Raw genomic sequence first — 18,333 nt, forward strand, 5'->3', positions numbered from 1 at the left:
GCCTCCCGCGCCCGGTCGCACCCTGGAAGGCGGGACGGGAAACGGCGGCGGGAAGGGGCGGACCGCGGGACGGCAGGACGGCAGAACGGCCGCTGCGGGAATCGGTCGGCCGGGAAAGGGCAGGCCGGCACATCACCGCTGGCCGGGCAACGACAGGGGCGGAAACCGGCGGGTGCGGAACGCGGCGGAGAGGGCGGTCATGGCGATCGACGTGACGGTGCGGCGCGTGATTCCGCTGCCGCCCGAGCGGGTGGCCGGGTACGCCATGGACTGGCGGCACGACACCGAGTGGACGCAGGGCATCCGGACGGCCGAGCTGACACGGCCCGCCGCGGGCGGCGGGTTCGGGGTGGGGGCGGAGGTCACCCGGACCGCGTCCTTCCTCGGCCGGCGCATCGACTACGTGCTGCGGGTGGCGGCGCACGAGCCGCCGGGGCTGCTGGACATGGTGTCCGTGGTGGCGCCGATGCCGATGCGCGTGACCTACACCTTCGCGGACCATCCCCGCGGCACGCTGGCCGCGATCCGGGTGCGCGGCGGTCCGCGTGGCCTCCTCGCGCGCCTCGCGGGACCGCTGCTGTCCCGTCAGGTCCGGTCGTCGCTCGGCAAGGATCTGCGTGATCTGGAGCTGCGGCTGGGCGAGCGGGCGGGAGGCGTGTGATGGCGTACGACGAGGGGCTCGCGGAGCGGATCCGCTCGCGCCTGGGCGACGATCCGGACGTCACCGAGAGGCGCATGTTCGGCGGGATCGCCTTCCTGGTGGGCGGCAACATGGCCGTCGGTGTCACGGGCGACGACCTGATGGTCCGGGTCGGCCCGGACGCCGCCGGGGCGGCCCTCGCCCGGCCGGGCGCCCGGGTGTTCGACATGACCGGGCGCCCGATGCGCGGCTGGGTCGTGGTGGCGGGCCCGGCGGTCGCGGAGGACGACGCCCTGGCAGCGTGGGTGGCGGAGGGCTGCGCCTTCGCGCGCGGTCTGCCACCCAAGTAGGCGGGCGCGTGCGTCGTGACCGGCGGCGGCGGTCTGCGCTGACCGGTCGGCCCCCGGCCCGTCACTCCCCCAAGAGCAGGCGCGCGGTCTCCCCCGGCGCGAGGGAGACCGCGCGGTCCGGGAGGCGTACGTCGATCGGTGAGGCGTCGGAGTCGGGGACGGCGATCTCCAGCAGGCTGCTCTCCAGGTGCAGCCGGACGCCCCAGTGGCCCTGGTAGCGCAGGGAGAAGTCGTACGACGACAGCTCGGGCAGCGGCACCGGGTCGAGCCAGAGGGCGTCGTCGCGGGTCTCCAGGCCGGGCAGGCCGCGCTGGACGAGGTCGAGGGTGCCGGCCATGGCGCCGAGATGGATGCCCTCGGCGGTGGTGCCGCCCTGGATGTCGGCGATGTCGCCCTGAAGGGCCTCCTGGCAGTACTTCCACGCCTCGGCGCGCCGGGCGCGGGCCAGCACCCAGCCGTGGACGAGGCCGCTGAGGGTGGAGCCGTGGCTGGTGCGGTGCAGGTAGTAGTCGACGGTGCGCTGCCAGGTCGCGTCGTCCAGCCGCAGTCCCAGCCGGCCGAAGAGGTCGCGCAGTTCGGCCGGGGAGAACAGGTAGCCGAGCATGAGGACGTCGGCCTGCTTGGAGGCCTGGTAGCGGTTGACGGTGTCGCCCTCGGCCTCCAGGATCCGGTCCAGGCGGCGGATGTCGCCGTACCGGTTGCGGTAGGTGTCCCAGTCCAGCTCGGCGAGGTCGCCGTAGCCCTCGAACTGGCTGATGACGCCGTCGTGGAAGGGCACGTGCAGGGTGCGGGAGACCTCCTCCCACCGCTCGCGTTCGCCGTCGTCCAGGCCGGTCCGCTCGACGAGTTCGCGGCGGCGCGGCTCGGGCAGCACGTCCAGCAGTTCCAGGGCGCGGGCGAGCACCCAGGCGGCGGTGACGTTGGTGTAGGCGTTGTCGTCCAGGCCGGGTGTGGTGGCGTCCGGGTAGGCCTCGTGGTACTCGTCGGGGCCGACGACGCCCTTGATGCGGTGCCGGCCCAGCCCCGGGTCCCAATCGGCGGCGTCGGCCCAGAAGCGGGCGATCTGCAGCAGCATCTCGGCGCCCTTGGTGTGCAGGAACTCGGCGTCGCCGGCGGCCTGGCAGTACTGCCACACGTTGTAGGCGATGGCGGAGCCGACGTGGTGCTGGAGGTGGGAGTGGTCGGGCAGCCAGCGGCCCGAACGCGGGTTGAGGTGCAGCTGCTGGGTCTCCTCGCGGCCGTCGCTGCCGCTCTGCCACGGGTACATCGCGCCCCGCCGCCCGGCCGCCCGGGCGGCGGAGCAGGCCTGTTCCAGCCGGCGGTGGCGGTAGTGCAGCAGCGCCCGGGAGACCTCGGGGAAGTGCAGGTTCAGGTACGGCAGGACGAACAGCTCGTCCCAGAAGACATGGCCTCGGTAGGCCTCGCCGTGCAGGCCGCGGGCGGGGACGCCGACGTCGAGGTCGGCGGTGTGCGGGGAGAGGGTCTGCAGCACGTGGAACAGGTGCAGGCGCAGGATCCGGCCGGACTCCCCGGGCACGTCGAGGTCGGCCCGCCGCCACAGCTGGTCCCAGGCGGTCAGGTGGGACTCCAGCAGGTCGTCCCAGCCGGGGGCGCGGCCGACGCGGGCGACGGCGGCGTGCAGTGGGTCGCTGATCGCCGGGTCGCGGGAGGTGTGCAGGGCGATCGTCTTGTCGACGGTGGCGACCCGCCCGTCGGTCAGCTCCAGCCGGACCCGCTGGACGGCGCGCGGGTTCTCGTGCCGGGCCGCCACGGGCGCGTCCACGGTGAGGCGGGCGGCCGTGCCGACGCGGATGTCGGAGGTGCGGGTGCGGCAGCGCAGCCACACGGTGCCGGGGTCGTCGCCGCCGGAGTGGGCGTGGGTGAGGTGGCGGCCGTCGAGGTCGCGGTAGCGGGCGACCCCCGCGTTGCTGACGCCGCCGTCCAGCGCGGACTCGACCTCCAGCGTGCCGGACCAGCCCTCGGCGGTGAACTCGGTGCGCATGGCGGCGAGATGGGGGTCGGCCATGTGCACCAGGCGCTGCTGGTGCACCAGGAGCGCCCGGCCCTCGCCGAGGTCGTAGCGGGTACGGCGCTCCAGCAGCCCGGAGCACAGGATCAGCCGCAGGTCGTGGTCGAGGACGGGGGTGGTGTCGGGGTGCAGCCACTCCCCGCCGGGTCGCCGGAACCGCAGCGGGAGCCAGTTCGGCACATTGACCATGTCCTCGTTCTCGACGCTGCGCCCGGCCACCTCGGAGGTGAGCCGGTTGTAGCAGCCGGCGACATACGTGCCCGGGTAGTGCAGCTCGTCGGCGGCGCACTCCGGCAGCGCGCCCCGGGTGGCGAAGTACCCGTTGCCCAGCGTGCACAGCGACTCCCGCAGCCGCTCGTCGGCGGGCCGGTAGCCCTCGTACTCCCAGCTCCAGCCCGTCACCTCGGCGCTCGTCACGTCAGCGCTCCTCCGTATCCGTGCGCCGTCCCCGGACCGGGAAGGCGCCGCCGGCAGCGGTCACGGCCCGGGTTCCCTGCCCGGGGACGCTCAGGCCTGGTGGAGGGGGCGTGGCTGTGGTGTGCTGGGGTGAGACGGGAAGGACCGTTTTCGGGACGCGGGGAAGCGGCCCGCAGCCGCGCACCGCGCAATGAGGATCCGCAAGAAGCGGATGGTCCTTCCCGCCGCCTCGCCCACGGCCGCGCGGCGACGCGGGCGGGGCTGCTGGGGCGCGGGATGCCGGCCCGCCGGATCCGCTACGAGGAGTTCGGCAGGGGCCTGCGGCCCTCCGGATCGGCCGCGGGGTGTTCCGCGCATGCTGCCGGCTCGCCGATCCGCTGCGAGGAGTCGACCTCGGACCTGTGCCGGCCGGACGCGACCGCCTCAACTCTCGTACCTCGCAGATGACTTGAGGTCGCTAGCCCTCGTCCCGCTCCCCCACCGGCACCCGCCACTCCAGCGTGGTGCCGCCGCCCTCAGGGGCGCGGGTGCGCAGCGCGCCGCCCAGTTGTTCGGCCCGTTCGGCCAGGTTGCTCAGGCCGCTGCGGCGGCCCCCGGCCGGCAGGCCGACGCCGTCGTCCGTGACGGTCAGGCGGATCTCGCGGCCGTCGGTCTCCAGGGCGACGTCGACGCGGCCGGCGTGGGCGTGCCGGGCGACGTTGGTGAGGGCTTCGGACAGGACGGCCACCACATGGTCGGCGATGTCGCGGGGTACGTCGGTGTCGAGCAGCCCCTCCATCCGCACGCTGGGGGCGAAGCCCAGCACGGGCGCGGCCTCGCCGACCGCCCGGACGACGCGGGCCCGCAGCCCGGAACCGGCGCCGCCCTCCCGGGAGCGCAGGCCGAAGATGGTCGAGCGGATGATCTTGATGGTCTCGTCCAGGTCGTCCACGGCCCGCACGACGCGTTCGGCGGCCTCCTGGTGCTCGATGAAGCGGCCGGCGCTCTGCAGGGTCATGCCCGTCGCGAAGAGCCGCTGGATGGCCAGGTCGTGCAGGTCACGGGCGATGCGGTCGCGGTCCTTGAGCACCGCGATCTCCTCGGCGTCCCGGCGGCGGTCGGCCAGCTCCATCGCGACGGCGGCCTGCGCGGCGAAGCCCTGCAGGGGCTCGGTCTCCTTCTCGGAGAACGCCGTCTGCCCCGCCTCGCGCACCAGCAGCACCACGCCCCGGACGCCTTCGACGCCGGTGCCGACGGGCACGGCCACCGCCGGGCCCAGTCCGGTGAACCGGTCGGGCCCGGCCGAGACGCGCGGGTCGGCGGAGATGTCCTCGCTGGTGACAGGGTTGGCGCCGACGTAGGCCTCGCCCATGAGGCTGCCCCTGAAGGGCAGCACCAGGCCGCGGTGGCGCTCGGCGTCCACGCCGGTGGCGAGTTCGACGCTCAGCGAGTCCGTCTCCTCCACCGGCATGGCGACGGCCGCGAGCGCCGCCCCGGTGATCTCCCGGGCCCGTTCGGCGAGCAGACCGAGGACCTCGGCACGTTCGGCGCCGGACATCAGGCCGTGGGTGATCTCGGCGGTGGCCCGCAGCCAGCGCTCGCGCAGCCGGGACTCCTCGTACAGGCGGGCGTTGTCGATGGCGACGCCGGCCGCGACGGCCAGCGTGGACAGCACCGACTCGTCCTCCTCGTCGAACTGGAGGCCGCCGCGCTTCTCGGTCAGATACAGGTTGCCGAAGACCTGGTCGCGCACCCGGATGGGGACGCCGAGGAAGGTGTTCATCGGCGGGTGGTGGGCCGGGAAGCCGTAGGAGGCGGGGTGCTGGGACAGCTTGGCGAGCCGCAGCGGCTCGGGGTGGCGGATCAGCTCGCCGAGGATTCCATGGCCCTCCGGGTAGGGGCCGATGCGGGCGATCCGGTCCGCGCCGACGCCGACGGTGTGGAAGGCCGACAGCCGCTTGCCGTCGGGCCCGATCACGCCGAGCGCCGCGTACTCGGCGTCCACCAGCACGGCGGCGGCCTCGACGATGCGGCGCAGCGCCTGCTCCAGGTTCAGCTCGCGGCCGACCGACAGCACCGCCTCCAGCAGGCTGTGCACCCGGTCGCGGGTCCCGCGGGCCGCGTCGATCCGGGCCTGCAGCTCCTCCAGCAGCTCGTCCAGGCGCAGCTGGGGCAGCCGTATTCGGGCCTCCGCGGGCCCCACGGTTCCGCCGGTCCCTTCGGTCCCTGCCACCCCTGGCCTCCCGAGGCTCACGGCACGGCCGGCCCTCGCGCCGGTCCTACGGCCACGGTATCGGTCCGCGCGGGCCCGGTGCCTGCCGATGGGGCGTTACCGGCCGGGGGGCCGCTGCCGGTCCTGGGCCTGGGTGGCGATGACCGCGGCCTGCACCCGCCGCTCGACGCCGAGCTTGGCCAGCAGCCGGGAGATGTGGTTCTTCACCGTCTTCTCGGCGAGGAAGAGCCGCTGCCCGATCTGCCGGTTGGTCAGCCCCTCGCCGATCAGGGCGAGGATCTCGCGCTCCCGCTCGGTGAGACCGGGCAGCGCCTGCGGCCCCTCCTCCTCCCGCTGGTCGTGGCGGAGGCGGGCCATCAGCCTGGCGGTGGCGCTCGGGTCGAGCAGGGACTGCCCGGCGGCGACCGTGCGGACGGCCGTGACCAGGTCGGAACCCTGGATCTGCTTGAGCACATAGCCGGAGGCGCCGGCCATGATCGAGTCCAGCAGGGCCTCCTCGTCGTCGAAGGAGGTGAGCATCAGGCAGGCCAGCTCCGGCATGCGCGAGCGCAGCTCACGGCAGACGGTGACGCCGTCGCCGTCGGGCAGCCGCACGTCCAGGACGGCGACCTGCGGGCGCAGCGCCGGCACCCGGGCGAGGGCCTGGGCGACGGTGCCGGCCTCGCCGACCACGCTGATGTCCGGCTCGTCGTTCAGCAGGTCGTGCACGCCCCGCCGTACGACCTCGTGGTCGTCCAGCAGGAAGACCCGGATCGGTGCGCCGGGGCCGGGCCGCTGGCTGTCCGCCATCGTCGCTCCTTGTCATGGCCGGTGGGGCCGGCTGTCGGGCGGGTGTCCCCGGGACGGATGCCCGTCCCGGGGAGGGACGGGTTCCCTTCCCGGTTGATCCTTCGCCTTCCGGGGCCCGAAGGCCAGGGCCGAACGGCCCTTCCCCCGCATCGCCTCGCGCGTTCGAATGATCGGGACGCACTCCGACCCGTCCCCTCCTCTCCCCTACGGACCCGGGAACCGCCATGGCCATCGAGCACGCCCCGCCGGTCCCGGCAGGGCCCCGCCGGACCGTCGCACTCGGCAGTGCGGAGGCCTTGCGGCTGCTGGGCAGCGTCTCCTTCGGGCGGCTCGTCTTCACCCGGCAGGCGCTGCCGACGATCCGCCCGGTCAACCACGTCCTGGACGGCGGCGACATCGTCATCCGCACCCACGACGGCGGCGCCCTGACGACGCGGGCCCGGCAGGCCGGCGCGCAGGGTGTCGTAGTGGCGTACGAGGCGGACGCCATCGACCCGGACACCCACCTCGGCTGGAGCGTGGTCGTCACCGGCTACGCCCGCCTCGTCACCGACCCCGCCGACCTGGCCCACTGCCGGGCGCTGCTGCGCCCCTGGGTGGACCGCCCCATGGACCAGGCGGTACGGATCCACCCCGACCTGGTCACGGGGACACGGCTGACCGCCGTCCAGGGCTGACCGGGCGTCGGCTCAGGTGCCGGCGGCGGCCCGGGGGGACCGGTGGTGGGGGGCGGGGGCGGGGTGGCCGCCTCGGGATCGGGTCAGGGCGTCCAGGTGGGCGCGGATGTAGGGGACGGCCACCGTGTCCAGTTCGCCGTCGACGAAGGCGGGCTGGACGTTGACCTCGAAGACGACGCCGCCGTTCTCGATCGCCAGGTCGACGCCGGCGAAGGGCAGGCCGACGGAGGCCGTGGCGGCGACGGCGAGTTCGGTGAGCCGGGCGGGCAGGTCGGCGGGGGCGATGGGGACGGGCGTGGCGCCCTGGCAGGTGTTGCAGGGGGTGTCCAGCGCGGGCTGGAGGTGCTCGCGGGCGTGGATGACGCGGCCGCCCAGCACGAAGACGCGGAACTGGTGGCGCTGCCCGTCGGGGGTGAGGTTGCCGGCGTCGCGGGAGAGCAGCCAGTCGGTGCCGCGGTCGGCGTAGAAGGCGGCGGCCTCGTGGAGTGCGGCGTCGGTGGTGACGTGGAAGGTGTCGTTGCCGCCGGTGCCGACGACGGGCCGGGCCCAGGCGTCCCGGCCGAGCTTGTCGAAAGCGGCCAGGGCCTCCTCGGGCGACGGGCGGGACAGCACGAGGGTCTCCATGTGGGCGACGCCGTCGCGCCGGAAGCGCTCGACGGTGAGGTCCTTCTCGGTGGCGACGCGCCAGGCGGCCGTACCGGTGCCGAGGGTGACCACGTCGTGCCGTTCCAGCAGCCGCTGGAACGCGGCGAGTTCATGGCGCCGGTGCGGCGGGATCTCGTACAGGACGACGATGTCGGGCGTGAAGTCGACGCCTTCGTTGGGGACTTGGAGCCGTAAGCGGTGTCCGTCGCGGATGCCGCGGCCGGGGCCGCCGGCGGCGAAGTGCCGGGAGTCGACACGGACCGGCTCTTCGCCGGTGAGCAGGCCGATCGCGTCGGCGAGGTACTCGCTGCACCGTTCGGGCGAGGTGGGGTCGGCGATCAGGGCGACACGGGGTCGGGACACAGCAGCCTCCAGCGACTGACGACGCGCACGGTGCCGCGCGCTCTCGGCGGACGGCCCGAGCGGGGTTCACGGGAACGGTGGTGCCTGTCGCGCGGGCGGTTCGGTTCCGCCCAGCCGGATCGGTGTCACAGCGCTGTGGCGCCACACTGTAGGCGCCCGGCGGGAGGTCATGACAGGGCGCACGGCCCCCGCCCTCCTGCTCCGCCCCCTGCGCCGTCCGCCCCGGTATGTGCGCCCTGCCCGACGGGCCCGGCCGCCGCCCCGGGCCCCCTCTGCCCCACCTTCCTGTCCCGCCCGGGTCCGGGTACGGCACGGCGGCTCGGGACCGGCGCGGCGGGCCGCTCAGCCGCCCCAGAACCAGTCGGCGACCTCCGGCAGGTCGGTGCCGTGGGTGCGGATCCAGTCGTGGTGGCGCAGCCGGGCGTCCTCCATCCGCTGCCGTACGCCCGCGGCGCGCACCGCGAGGCCGGGGACGCGGTCGATGACGTCCATGACGAGCCGGTAGCGGTCGAGGTCGTTGCGGACGACCATGTCGAAGGGCGTGGTGGTGGTGCCGATCTCCTTGTAGCCGCGGACGTGCAGATGGCGGTGGCCGGTGCGGCGGTAGGCGAGCCGGTGGATCAGCCACGGGTAGCCGTGGTAGGCGAACACGACCGGTTTGTCGGTGGTGAACAGACCGTCGTACTCGAAGTCGCTCATGCCGTGCGGGTGTTCCCCGGCGGGCATGAGGCGGGCGATGTCGACGACGTTGACCACGCGCACCGCCAGCTCGGGCAGGTGCCGGCGCAGCAGCTGGGCGGCGGCCAGGACCTCCTGGGTGGGGACGTCGCCGGCGCAGGCGAGGACGACGTCGGGTTCGCGGGTGCCGTCCTCGGTGCCGGCCCACTCCCAGACGCCGGCGCCGCGGGCGCAGTGCACGCGGGCCTGGTCCATGGTGAGCCAGTCGAAGCAGGGCTGTTTGCCCGCGACGACGACGTTGACGTAGTCGCGGCTGCGCAGGGCGTGGTCGGCCACCGACAGCAGGGTGTTGGCGTCCGGCGGGAAGTAGACGCGCACGGCCTCCGGGCTCTTGTTGAGGATGTGGTCGACGAAGCCGGGGTCCTGGTGGGAGAAGCCGTTGTGGTCCTGCCGCCACACGTGCGAGGTGAGCAGGTAGTTGAGGGAGGCGATGGGAGCGCGCCAGGGCAGCCGGCGGGTCACGCGCAGCCACTTGATGTGCTGGTTGACCATGGAGTCGACGATGTGCGCGAACGCCTCGTAGCAGGAGAACAGTCCGTGCCGGCCGGTCAGGAGGTAGCCCTCCAGCCAGCCCTGGCAGGTGTGTTCGGAGAGGATCTCCATCACCCGGCCGTGCCGGTCGAGGTGTTCGTCGACCTGGAGGGTCCGCGCCTGCCAGGCCTTGCCGGTCGCCTCGTACACGGCCTGGAGTCGGTTGGAGGCGGTCTCGTCGGGGCCGACGAGGCGGAAGTCGCGCCGGCCGGCGGTGGCCGCCATGACGTCCTGGAGCAGGTCGCCGAGGACGCGGGTGGGTTCGTGCCGGGTCGCGCCGGGCTTGTCGACGGGGACGGCGTAGGTGTCCAGGTCGGGCAGCGGCAGGTCGCGCAGCAGCAGGCCGCCGTTGGCGTGCGGGGTGGCGCCGAGGCGGCGGGTGCCGTCGGGGACGCAGGCGAGGACGTCGGGTCGGGGGCGGCCGTCGGCGTCGAACAGTTCCTCCGGCCGGTAGGAGCGCAGCCAGGCCTCCAGCTCGCGCAGGTGCTCGGGGTTGTCGCGGACGGCGGCCAGGGGCACCTGGTGGGCGCGCCAGGTCCCGGCGACGGGCAGCCCGTCGACCTCTGCGGGCCCGGTACAGCCCTTCGGGGTACGCAGCACGATCACCGGCCAGCGGGGGCGCTCGGTCGCGCCCTCTTCTCGGGCGGCACGCTGGAACGCGGCGATGCGGTCCAGGGCGGTGTCGAACGCCTCGGCCAGGGCGTGGTGGACGGCGTCGGGGTCGTCGCCGGTGACCTGGATCGGGTCGTGGCCGTAGCCGCGCAGCAGCTCGTCGAGTTCGGGTTCGGGCAGGCGGGCCAGGACCGCCGGGTTGGCGATCTTGTAGCCGTTGAGGTGGAGGATCGGCAGGACGGCGCCGTCGTGGACCGGGTCGAGGAACTTGTTCGAGTGCCAGGAGGCGGCCAGCGGGCCGGTCTCCGCCTCGCCGTCGCCGATGACGCAGGCCACCAGCAGGTCGGGGTTGTCCAGCGCGGCGCCGTAGGCGTGGGAGAGGGCGTAGCCCAGCTCGCCGCCCTCGTGGATGGAGCCGGGTGTCTCGGGGGCGACGTGGCTGGGGACACCGCCGGGGAAGGAGAACTGCTTGAACAGCCGGGCCATGCCGGCCGCGTCCCGGGTGACATCCGGGTAGGTCTCGCTGTACGAGCCCTCCAGCCAGGAGTTGGCGAGGACGGCCGGCCCGCCGTGTCCGGGGCCCCACACGCACAGGGCGTTCAGGTCACGCGCCTTGATCACCCGGTTGAGGTGGGTGTACACGAGGTTGAGGCCGGGCGAGGTGCCCCAGTGGCCGAGCAGGCGCGGCTTGACGTGCTCGGGGCGCAGCGGCTCGGTCAGCAGGGGGTTGGCCATGAGGTAGATCTGGCCGACGGCCAGGTAGTTCGCGGCGCGCCAGTGGGCGTCCAGCGTCCGCAGCTCGTCCGTGTCGAGCCGAGGGGGCGCCTGCTGGGTGTCGACGGACATGTGGGTCCCTTCCGGTCGGGGTGCGGCGGGAGGTACGGCCGTGCGCACCTCACCACCCTCGCCGCAGCGCCGGGTACCCGACAGGGCCGAGCGGCCCATCCGGGTGAAGGCAATCAGGCCGAACGGCACCTGGTGCGCGCCTTGGGTCTTCCTCACTGCCTCGGGCGGGGTCCGCCCGGCCAGGTCCGGCCCCGCCCACTCGTCGGCCTGGGCTTCCCGGCGGTTCCCGCGTCCGCCCCGGCGGGCCCGCGGGCTTGGGCCGGTCGGCCCTTCCCCCGGTGACGGCCGGCCCGCTTCGCTGGGACCATGGCCGAAACACCCCCCGGGACCGCACCGGGCTGCACGGTGGTCGTCGTCTCCGGGACGACCGTCCTGGCCCCGCGCGGCTGCCTCGATCTGCTGACCGCGCCGACGCTGTCGGCCCGGCTGGACGCGCTGACCAGCGGCCCGCGCCCGGACCTCGTGCTCGATCTGCGCGCGGTGTCCTTCATCGACTGCGCCGGGATATCGGTGCTGTGCCGGGCCCGCAACCGGGTCCGGGCCCGCAGCGGACGGCTGCGACTGGTCGCGGACAGCGCGCGTTTCCTGCGCGTCCTGCGTCACGTCCGTCTCGACGGTGCCTTCGACATCCTCCCCGGGCTGCCGTCTGCCGCCGACGGCGGGACGCTGGTGACAGAGACGACGCGAGGCTGACCGGCCTGCCGGGGCACCGGCTGCCGACGGGACGGCGCGACGCAGCCATCGGGAGGTGACGGCGACTGATCCGGCGCCCCGCACCGGCTGACGGCAGCTCTGCGGGACGTGGACGCCGGGGACGCGGTGGCCGACCGGTCCGCCCCGGCACCGGCTGCCGGCAGGTGCGGCGTCGGCACCGACGACGTGGCGGCGCGGGCGACGGGATGGAGGTGCGGTCCATGAACGGCGGGTGCGGGACGCGGGCCCTGTGGCGGTGGCGCGGCAATCCGCTGCGCCGGACCGAGGACGTCCTGGAGGCCTGGGTCGTGCTGGCGGTGTGGGTGGTCGTCGCGGTGGGCGGAACCCTGGTCGGGGTGCTGGCGGGCCACGCCGCCGACGAGTCCTTCGCCCGGCAGCGCGCCGAGCGTCACGCGGTGCGGGCGGTCCTGGTGACGGGCTCGTCGCCGATCCCGGCGGGGGATTCGGCCGTCGACGGCCGCGCGGCCGGGCGGGTGCGGTGGACGGCGCCGGACGGCACCGCGCACACCGGTACGACCCTGGTGGACACCGGGCTGAAGGCCGGTACGAGGGTCGTCGTCTGGGTGGACGACCGCGGTGGGCTCACCGGGGAGCCGCCGGACCGGACGGCGGCGACCGTCGAGGCGGTCCTGTTCGGCGGGGCGGCGGCGCTGGGGCTCGCGGGGCCGGTGGTGGGGATCGGCGCGCTGCTGCGGTGGCGGCTGGACCGGCGGCGTATCGAGGCGTGGGGCAGGGAGTGGGACCTGGTGGAGCCGGGCTGGGGCCACCGGACCGGCTGACGACAAGCCCGGTCCAGGCGCCCTACTCCCCCGCCGTGGAGGCCCCGCCCCCGTCCAGCCGCCCCACCCGTGCCACGTTCTCCCGGTCCTCGGCGTCGTCGCTGGGCTCGCCCGCGAACCAGGCGTCGAGGATCTCCTTGAGCAGGGGCTCGGAGGTCAGGCGGAGGCTGAGCGCCAGCACGTTGGCGTCGTTCCAGCGGCGCGCCCCGTCCGCCGTGTAGGCGTCCGTGCACAGGGCGGCCCGGACGCCGGGCACCTTGTTGGCGGCGATCGACGCGCCCGTGCCCGTCCAGCAGCACACGACGGCCTGGTCCGCGCGCCCCGCCGCGACCTCCCGGGCCGCCGCCTCGGAGCAGGCGGCCCACTGCGGGTCGTCGCCGGCGCGCAGCGCCCCGTGCGGGACCACCTCGTGGCCCCGTCGCTCCAGCTCGGCCAGCAGCGCGCGGGCCACGGGTTCGTCCATGTCGGAGGAGACGGAGATCCGCATGGTCAGAAGCCTACAGCGGCTCCGGACGCGCCCCGGGCCGAAGTTGGCCTGTTCATTATCCGAGATGATCTGTCTCGACATACGAGTCGTATGGCATGGTTGCATCGTCCACGCACCTGGAACGGGAGGGACGCCATGCGACGCTGGGGGATGCTGGCCCTGGGCACCGCCGCACAGACGGTTGCCTGCGTCTTCGTCTACGGACTGCCCTATCTGTCCGACGAGTTGAGAAGCGGCAGCGGCCTGACACTCGGTCAGGTCGGCCTCCTCGTCGCCTGCCCGACCGCCGGTCTCGTGCTCGCCCTGGTCGCCTGGGGCGCCCTGGCCGACCGCATCGGCGAGCGGGTCGTCATCGTCGCGGGGCTGGCCTCGGCGGCGGCGCTGCTCGCTGCGGGCAGCACGGTGGACGGCCTGGTGCCGCTGGGCGCGGTCCTCACCCTCGCGGGCGCGGCCGGCGCGTCGGTGCACGCGGCGAGCGGCCGGCTGGTGGTCGGCTGGTTCTCGGCCGAGGAGCGCGGCCTGGCGATGGGCATCCGGCAGACCGCGACACCGCTGGGCATGGGCATCGCCGCGCTGGTCGTCCCGGCGCTGGCCGCGCGCGGCGGGGTGACCGGCTCGCTGCTGTTCAGCGCCGCCCTGTGTGCCGTCGTCGCGGTGCTCGTCGGCACGCTGGCCGCGGACCCGCCGCGCCCGGAGCGCGCCGCGGCCGGGGAACCGTCCGGCAACCCCTACCGGCAGGCGGCGCTGTGGCGGGTGCACGCCTCCAGCGCGTTGCTGTGTGTGCCGCAGTTCACCGCGGGCGCCTTCGGGATGGTGTTCCTGGTCGAGGTGCGGGGCTGGAGCGCCGTCAACGCCGGTCAACTGCTCGCCGTCGCCCAGGTGCTGGGGGCGGCCTCGCGGATCGTGGCGGGGCGCTGGTCGGACCGGGTGGGCAGCCGGATGCGGCCGATGCGCACGCTGTCGCTGTGCATCGCCGCCGTCATGGGGCTGACCGCGCTGGGTGCCGTATGGCCCTCGGCGCCGACCGACGCGGCGGTGGTGCTGGCGTGCGGCATCACCGCGAGCACGAACGGCCTCGCCTTCACGGCCACCGCGGAGCTGGCCGGGCGGGCCTGGGCGGGGCGGGCCATGGGCGTGCAGAACACCGGGCAGAACCTGGCGGCGTCCCTGACCCCGCCGCTGCTGGGCGCGCTCATCGGCGCCACCGGCTACGCCTGGGGCTTCGCCCTGGCGGGCCTGCTCGCCGCGGCGGCGAGCGCGGTCGTCCCGGCCGGGCCGGGGCGCACCCGGCAGCCGTCCCGGGTGAAGGCGCGGAGCGGCACGCCCGTGGGGCAGGCGACCACGGCCGAGCAGCGGGCCTGACACCGGGGCCGCGGTCCGGACTGCGCCTTCCTGACACCGGTCGGCGCTAACGGCCGAGCAGCGGGCCTGACACCGGGGCCGCGGCCCGAACTACGCCTTGACTGACACCGGTCGGCGCTAGTAGACGGGCCCGGCCCCGGCCGTCCGCGTCTCCAGCGCGTGCAGCACGGCGACCATGTCCTCCGCGCCGTGCCCCTGCGCGACCGTCTCCGCGAACAGCTCGTGGCAGACGTCCAGGAGCGGGGACGCGAGCCCGGCCTTGCGGGCGGCCTCGGCGATCAGCCGGTTGTTCTTCAGGACGTCGGCCGCGCCGGCCTGTACGGCGAAGTCGCGGGCGAGGAGCTTGGGCGCCTTGCCGCGGGAGACGGCGCTGGCCATCGGCCCGGCGTCGAGGACGTCGCGCAGCAGCCGCTGGTCCAGGCCGTGCCGGCCGGCGAAGTGGAAGGCCTCGGTCAGCCCGGTGACCAGGGTGATGAGGAAGAGGTTGACGGAGAGCTTCATCAGCAGCGCGTCCGGCACGGCACCGCAGTCGAACACCTCGCGGCACAGGGGGCCGAGCAGCGGCCGCACCTCCCGTACGACCTCCTCCTCCCCCGCCAGCAGCGCCACCAGCTGCCCCTGTTCGGCCGGGACGCGGGAGCCGGAGACGGGCGCCTCGGCATAGCGGCCGCCCGCGGCGCGGATGTCGGCCTCCAGGGCGGCGGAGTACTCGGGGGAGGTCGTGCCCATGTGGACGACGGTCCGCCCGGCGACCCGTTCGGCGAAGCGGGGCGTGCCCCGCTCCAGCACGGCGTCGATCGCGTCCTCGTCGGCCAGCATGAGGAGCACGGTGCCGGCCCGCTCGAAGGCCTCGGCCGCGCTCGCCGCGACCTCGGCAGCCGCGGCCCGCAGCGGTGCGCACCGCTCTGGGGTCCGGTTCCAGACGACCAGGGGCGTCCCCGCCCGGGCGAGGTTGAGCGCCATGGGCTGCCCCATGACACCGAGTCCGACGAAACCCACGTACACGCCGCACCGCCCGTTCCGCGCCGGGAGCGGGCCGGACGGCGGCGGCCGCCCCACCCGCTATGACAGCGGTCATAGTAGCCGTTCCATGACGGCGGTCATAGGGTGGTGCGCGATCGGCGCACGGGTACGACGGCGGAGGGCGGCGGCCATGCCGGCATCGGAACGGGGTCCGCGGGAGCGGATGGTCTTCAGCGCGGCCCAGCTCATCCGGCGGGAGGGCGTCGGCGCGACCGGCATGCGGGAGGTCGCGGCACACGCCCGGGCGCCGCGCGGTTCGCTCCAGCACTACTTCCCGGGCGGCAAGGAGCAGTTGGTCAACGAGGCGGTGGAGTGGGCCGGCCGGTACGCGCGCGGCCGCGTCGCCCGTTTCGTCGCCGCGCTGCCCGAGCCGACGCCCAGCGGGCTGTTCGCGGCGATGGTGCGCCAGTGGACCGACGAGTACGCGGCCGAGGGATTCGCGGGCGGCTGCCCGGTGGCCGCCGCCACGGTGGACTGCGCCGAGTCGGCCGCGTCCACCCGGGAGGCGGTGTCGGCGGCCTTCACGACGTGGACGGGGGCGGTGGCCGAGGCCCTGACGGAGATGGGGGTGCCCGGGGAGCGGTCCGGCCCGCTCGCCACCGTCATGATCAGCGCGCTGGAGGGCGCCATCCTCATCGCCCGGGCCGAGCGCGACGTACGGGCCCTGACCGCCGTGACGGAGGAACTCGGCCCGCTGCTCGACGCGGCGGTCAGCCGGCGCTCCTGACGACGGCACCCTAAGGACTTGTACGTACGGCGGCTCAGCGGCGCCCGGCGCGCTGCTCCAGCCGGGCCAGTGCCGTCTCCGCCCACTGCACGTTGGCGCGTTCGAGGGCGAGGCCGGCCTGGAGGGTGAGGTACGGGCCCACGCGCTCGGCACCCGCGAAGAACTCGTCCTCACCGCGGCCGTCCAGCAGGCGTGCGCGCAGCCGCTCGTAGCGGGCCAGCTTGGCGACGGACCGCTCCAGGCGTTCCTTGATCTCGTCGCGTACGGCGTCGAGCGCGTCGAAGTCGCCGACGTCCAGGCACTGCACCTTGACCAGCAGTTCGTCGCGCAGGGCGAGCGGCTTGGACGGGCGGCCGGTCAGGTGGGCGCGGGCAGCGGCGAGACCGGCCGGGGTGAGCGAGAAGAGCCGCTTGTTGGGCCTGCGTTCCTGCTCGACGAGGCGGGCGGCGACCAGCCCCTCGGCCTCCATGCGCTCCAGCTCGCGGTAGATCTGCTGCGGGGTGGCCATCCAGAAGTTGGCGACGGAGGCCTCGAACGCCTTCGCCAGGTCGTACCCCGACGCCTCGCCTTCCAGCAGGGCGGCCATCACCGCGTCACGCAGAGCCATGCGCCGAACGTACCACCGGGCCGGAGGCCGCCGGGGCAGCCTGCGGAGCAATTACTTGGCCAGCCACATAACCGTGTTACTTTTAAGTGGCTGGCCACATAAGCGGGCCGGCGACCCTGCCCGCCTCGAAGGGACACCCATGTCGAACGTGCTGAACGCCCTGTGGACCCCTGTCACCGCCGGGGATCTCGCCCTGCCGCACCGGCTGGCGATGGCCCCCATGACCCGGGACCGGTCCACGCCGGAAGGCGTGCCGACGGAGATGAACGCCGAGTACTACGCGCAGCGCGCCTCGCACGCCGTGATCATCACCGAGGGCACCCAGCCCTCCCCCGACGGCCAGGGCTATCTGCTGACCCCGGGTCTGCACACCGAGGAGCAGACGGCTGGGTGGCGCAAGGTCGTCGACGCGGTGCACGCGGCCGGCGGGCGGATCGTCGTGCAGCTGATGCACGCCGGGCGGATCGCGCACCCCGACAACACCCCGCACGGACGGCAGCCCGTCGCCCCGTCCGCGGTGCGGCCGGCCGGCACGATGTTCACCGCCTCCGGGCCGCGGGAGATGCCCGAGCCGCGCGCACTGTCCACCGGGGAGGTCGCGGCGACGGTCGAGGACTTCCGGCGGGCCGCCGCTGCCGCCGTCGCGGCGGGCGCCGACGGTGTGGAGATCCACGGCGCCAACGGCTACCTGGTGCACCAGTTCCTGTCCGGCAACACCAACCTCCGCACCGACCGCTACGGCGGCTCCCTGCAGGGCCGTATCCGCTTCGCGGTGGAGGTGGCCGCCGCGGTGGCCGACGAGATCGGCGCCGGCCGCACCGGCTTCCGCGTCTCCCCCGGCAACCCCCACAACGACATCCGGGAGGACGACACCCGCGCGCTGTACGAGGCGCTGGTCCCGGAGCTGGCCCGGCTCGACCTCGCCTACCTGCACCTCCTCCACGGCGGCGACGAGGACCTGCTGGACACGCTGCGCGGGCTCTGGCCGGGCGCCCTGTTCCTCAACCGGCCGGACGCCGACCTGCCCACCCGCGCGCGGGACATCGCCGACGGCCGGGCCGACGTCGTCACCGTCGGCAGGGCGGCGCTCGCCAACCCCGACCTGGTCGAGCGGGTACGCTCCGGAGCGCCGCTGAACACCCCCGACCCGGCCACCTTCTACGGCGGGGGTGCGGCCGGCTACACCGACTACCCCCCGTACGCCGCCTGAGGAGCAGCATGACCGCCCCCGAACCCCCGGTCCCGAGCACGGCCCGCCACGGACGGCTGAGTTACGCGGTCTTCCAGCTGGCCCGGGCGCATCGCGGGCAGGGGGCGGCCATCCTCCGGGAGCTGGATCTGCACCCGGGGCAGGAGCTGCTGCTCATGCAGCTGTTCGACCAGGACGGGCTGACCCAGTCCGAACTCCTCGGCTGCGTCGGCCTGGACCACTCCACCGTCTCCAAGTCGCTGCGCCGGATGCAGGACGCGGGCCTGCTCACCCGGGAACCGGCGGAGCACGACCGGCGGGTGATGGTCGTCCGGCTCACCGACAAGGGACGCGCCCTGCGCGAGCCGATCGCCCGGATGTGGCGGGAGCTGGAGGAGACGTCGGCCCGGGACCTGACCGACGAGGAGATCGACACGTTCGTCCGCCTCGCCCACCGGATCACCGCGTCCCTGACGACCCGGGCCTGACAGACCACCAGGGCGGACTTCACCAGGTCCCGGAGACGGATCCCGTCCCGGTGGGCGGAACTGGCATGTACAGGCCTTAGGATCAGCGATCTTGCTCAGCTGACCGGA

At 74.5% G+C, this 18,333-nt stretch carries 17 protein-coding genes; 9 read left to right on the forward strand and 8 right to left on the reverse strand.

Going from position 1 to position 18,333, the window contains the following annotated elements; genetic code table 11:
* Positions 1–199 precede the first annotated feature (199 nt).
* On the forward strand, positions 200–661 hold the full coding sequence (locus IE308_RS12080) for an SRPBCC family protein (RefSeq protein WP_190217876.1): 462 nt from the start codon (positions 200–202) through the stop codon (positions 659–661).
* Positions 661–990 carry a TfoX/Sxy family protein gene (locus IE308_RS12085; RefSeq protein ID WP_190217877.1) on the forward strand — a complete coding sequence of 110 codons (330 nt, stop codon included), beginning with the start codon at positions 661–663 and terminating at the stop codon, positions 988–990. The genes IE308_RS12080 and IE308_RS12085 overlap by 1 nt, the downstream gene beginning before the upstream one ends.
* Positions 991–1,051: 61 nt before the next feature.
* Here the strand turns inward: IE308_RS12085 and IE308_RS12090 are convergent, their stop codons facing one another.
* The 3 genes from IE308_RS12090 to IE308_RS12100 form a co-directional block, all read right to left on the reverse strand.
* Positions 1,052–3,421, reverse strand: coding sequence for a glycoside hydrolase family 65 protein (locus tag IE308_RS12090; RefSeq protein ID WP_190218291.1), 2,370 nt, complete (start codon positions 3,419–3,421; stop codon positions 1,052–1,054).
* 472 nt (positions 3,422–3,893) lie between these two features.
* A complete protein-coding gene (locus IE308_RS12095) occupies positions 3,894–5,648 on the reverse strand; it encodes a sensor histidine kinase (protein ID WP_308440097.1) in 1,755 nt (584 codons plus the stop codon).
* 96 nt (positions 5,649–5,744) lie between these two features.
* Positions 5,745–6,437 (reverse strand): response regulator, encoded by a 693-nt coding sequence (locus IE308_RS12100; protein ID WP_190217878.1) that lies wholly within the window; start codon positions 6,435–6,437, stop codon positions 5,745–5,747.
* A gap of 224 nt (positions 6,438–6,661) precedes the next feature.
* Between IE308_RS12100 and IE308_RS12105 the strand changes: the two genes are divergently transcribed.
* On the forward strand, positions 6,662–7,114 hold the full coding sequence (locus IE308_RS12105; RefSeq protein WP_190217879.1) for a pyridoxamine 5'-phosphate oxidase family protein: 453 nt from the start codon (positions 6,662–6,664) through the stop codon (positions 7,112–7,114).
* Positions 7,115–7,126: 12 nt separating this feature from the next.
* On the opposite strand, the gene IE308_RS12110 is transcribed toward IE308_RS12105, so the two are convergent.
* Both IE308_RS12110 and IE308_RS12115 read right to left on the reverse strand, forming a co-directional pair.
* Positions 7,127–8,122, reverse strand: a complete 996-nt coding sequence (locus IE308_RS12110; protein WP_190217880.1) for an ATP-grasp domain-containing protein — start codon at positions 8,120–8,122, stop codon at positions 7,127–7,129.
* 342 nt (positions 8,123–8,464) lie between these two features.
* Positions 8,465–10,849: a phosphoketolase family protein gene (locus IE308_RS12115; protein ID WP_190217881.1), complete on the reverse strand. Its 2,385-nt coding sequence runs from the start codon at positions 10,847–10,849 to the stop codon at positions 8,465–8,467.
* 306 nt (positions 10,850–11,155) lie between these two features.
* Between IE308_RS12115 and IE308_RS12120 the strand changes: the two genes are divergently transcribed.
* Positions 11,156–11,542, forward strand: a complete 387-nt coding sequence (locus IE308_RS12120; protein WP_190217882.1) for an STAS domain-containing protein — start codon at positions 11,156–11,158, stop codon at positions 11,540–11,542.
* A 221-nt stretch (positions 11,543–11,763) separates the two neighbouring features.
* Positions 11,764–12,342, forward strand: coding sequence for an Rv1733c family protein (locus tag IE308_RS12125; protein WP_190217883.1), 579 nt, complete (start codon positions 11,764–11,766; stop codon positions 12,340–12,342).
* A gap of 22 nt (positions 12,343–12,364) precedes the next feature.
* Here IE308_RS12125 and IE308_RS12130 read toward each other — a convergent pair whose 3' ends face one another.
* Positions 12,365–12,829 (reverse strand): RpiB/LacA/LacB family sugar-phosphate isomerase, encoded by a 465-nt coding sequence (locus IE308_RS12130; RefSeq protein WP_190217884.1) that lies wholly within the window; start codon positions 12,827–12,829, stop codon positions 12,365–12,367.
* A 135-nt stretch (positions 12,830–12,964) separates the two neighbouring features.
* On the opposite strand from IE308_RS12130, the gene IE308_RS12135 reads away from it, so the two are divergent.
* Positions 12,965–14,191, forward strand: a complete 1,227-nt coding sequence (locus tag IE308_RS12135; protein ID WP_110626369.1) for an MFS transporter — start codon at positions 12,965–12,967, stop codon at positions 14,189–14,191.
* A 117-nt stretch (positions 14,192–14,308) separates the two neighbouring features.
* On the opposite strand, the gene IE308_RS12140 is transcribed toward IE308_RS12135, so the two are convergent.
* Positions 14,309–15,196 (reverse strand): NAD(P)-dependent oxidoreductase, encoded by an 888-nt coding sequence (locus IE308_RS12140; protein WP_190217886.1) that lies wholly within the window; start codon positions 15,194–15,196, stop codon positions 14,309–14,311.
* A gap of 148 nt (positions 15,197–15,344) precedes the next feature.
* Here IE308_RS12140 and IE308_RS12145 point away from each other — a divergent pair, with 148 nt between their 5' ends.
* Positions 15,345–15,941, forward strand: a complete 597-nt coding sequence (locus tag IE308_RS12145; RefSeq protein ID WP_110626370.1) for a TetR/AcrR family transcriptional regulator — start codon at positions 15,345–15,347, stop codon at positions 15,939–15,941.
* A gap of 34 nt (positions 15,942–15,975) precedes the next feature.
* Here IE308_RS12145 and IE308_RS12150 read toward each other — a convergent pair whose 3' ends face one another.
* Positions 15,976–16,548, reverse strand: coding sequence for a PadR family transcriptional regulator (locus IE308_RS12150; protein ID WP_190217887.1), 573 nt, complete (start codon positions 16,546–16,548; stop codon positions 15,976–15,978).
* 148 nt (positions 16,549–16,696) lie between these two features.
* On the opposite strand from IE308_RS12150, the gene IE308_RS12155 reads away from it, so the two are divergent.
* Positions 16,697–17,758 (forward strand): alkene reductase, encoded by a 1,062-nt coding sequence (locus tag IE308_RS12155; RefSeq protein ID WP_229908882.1) that lies wholly within the window; start codon positions 16,697–16,699, stop codon positions 17,756–17,758.
* An 8-nt stretch (positions 17,759–17,766) separates the two neighbouring features.
* Positions 17,767–18,225, forward strand: coding sequence for a MarR family winged helix-turn-helix transcriptional regulator (locus tag IE308_RS12160; protein WP_190217889.1), 459 nt, complete (start codon positions 17,767–17,769; stop codon positions 18,223–18,225).
* Positions 18,226–18,333: the final 108 nt, after the last annotated feature.

It is taken from the genome of Streptomyces griseosporeus (genome assembly GCF_014656055.1).
Taxonomy (GTDB): domain Bacteria; phylum Actinomycetota; class Actinomycetes; order Streptomycetales; family Streptomycetaceae; genus Streptomyces; species Streptomyces griseosporeus.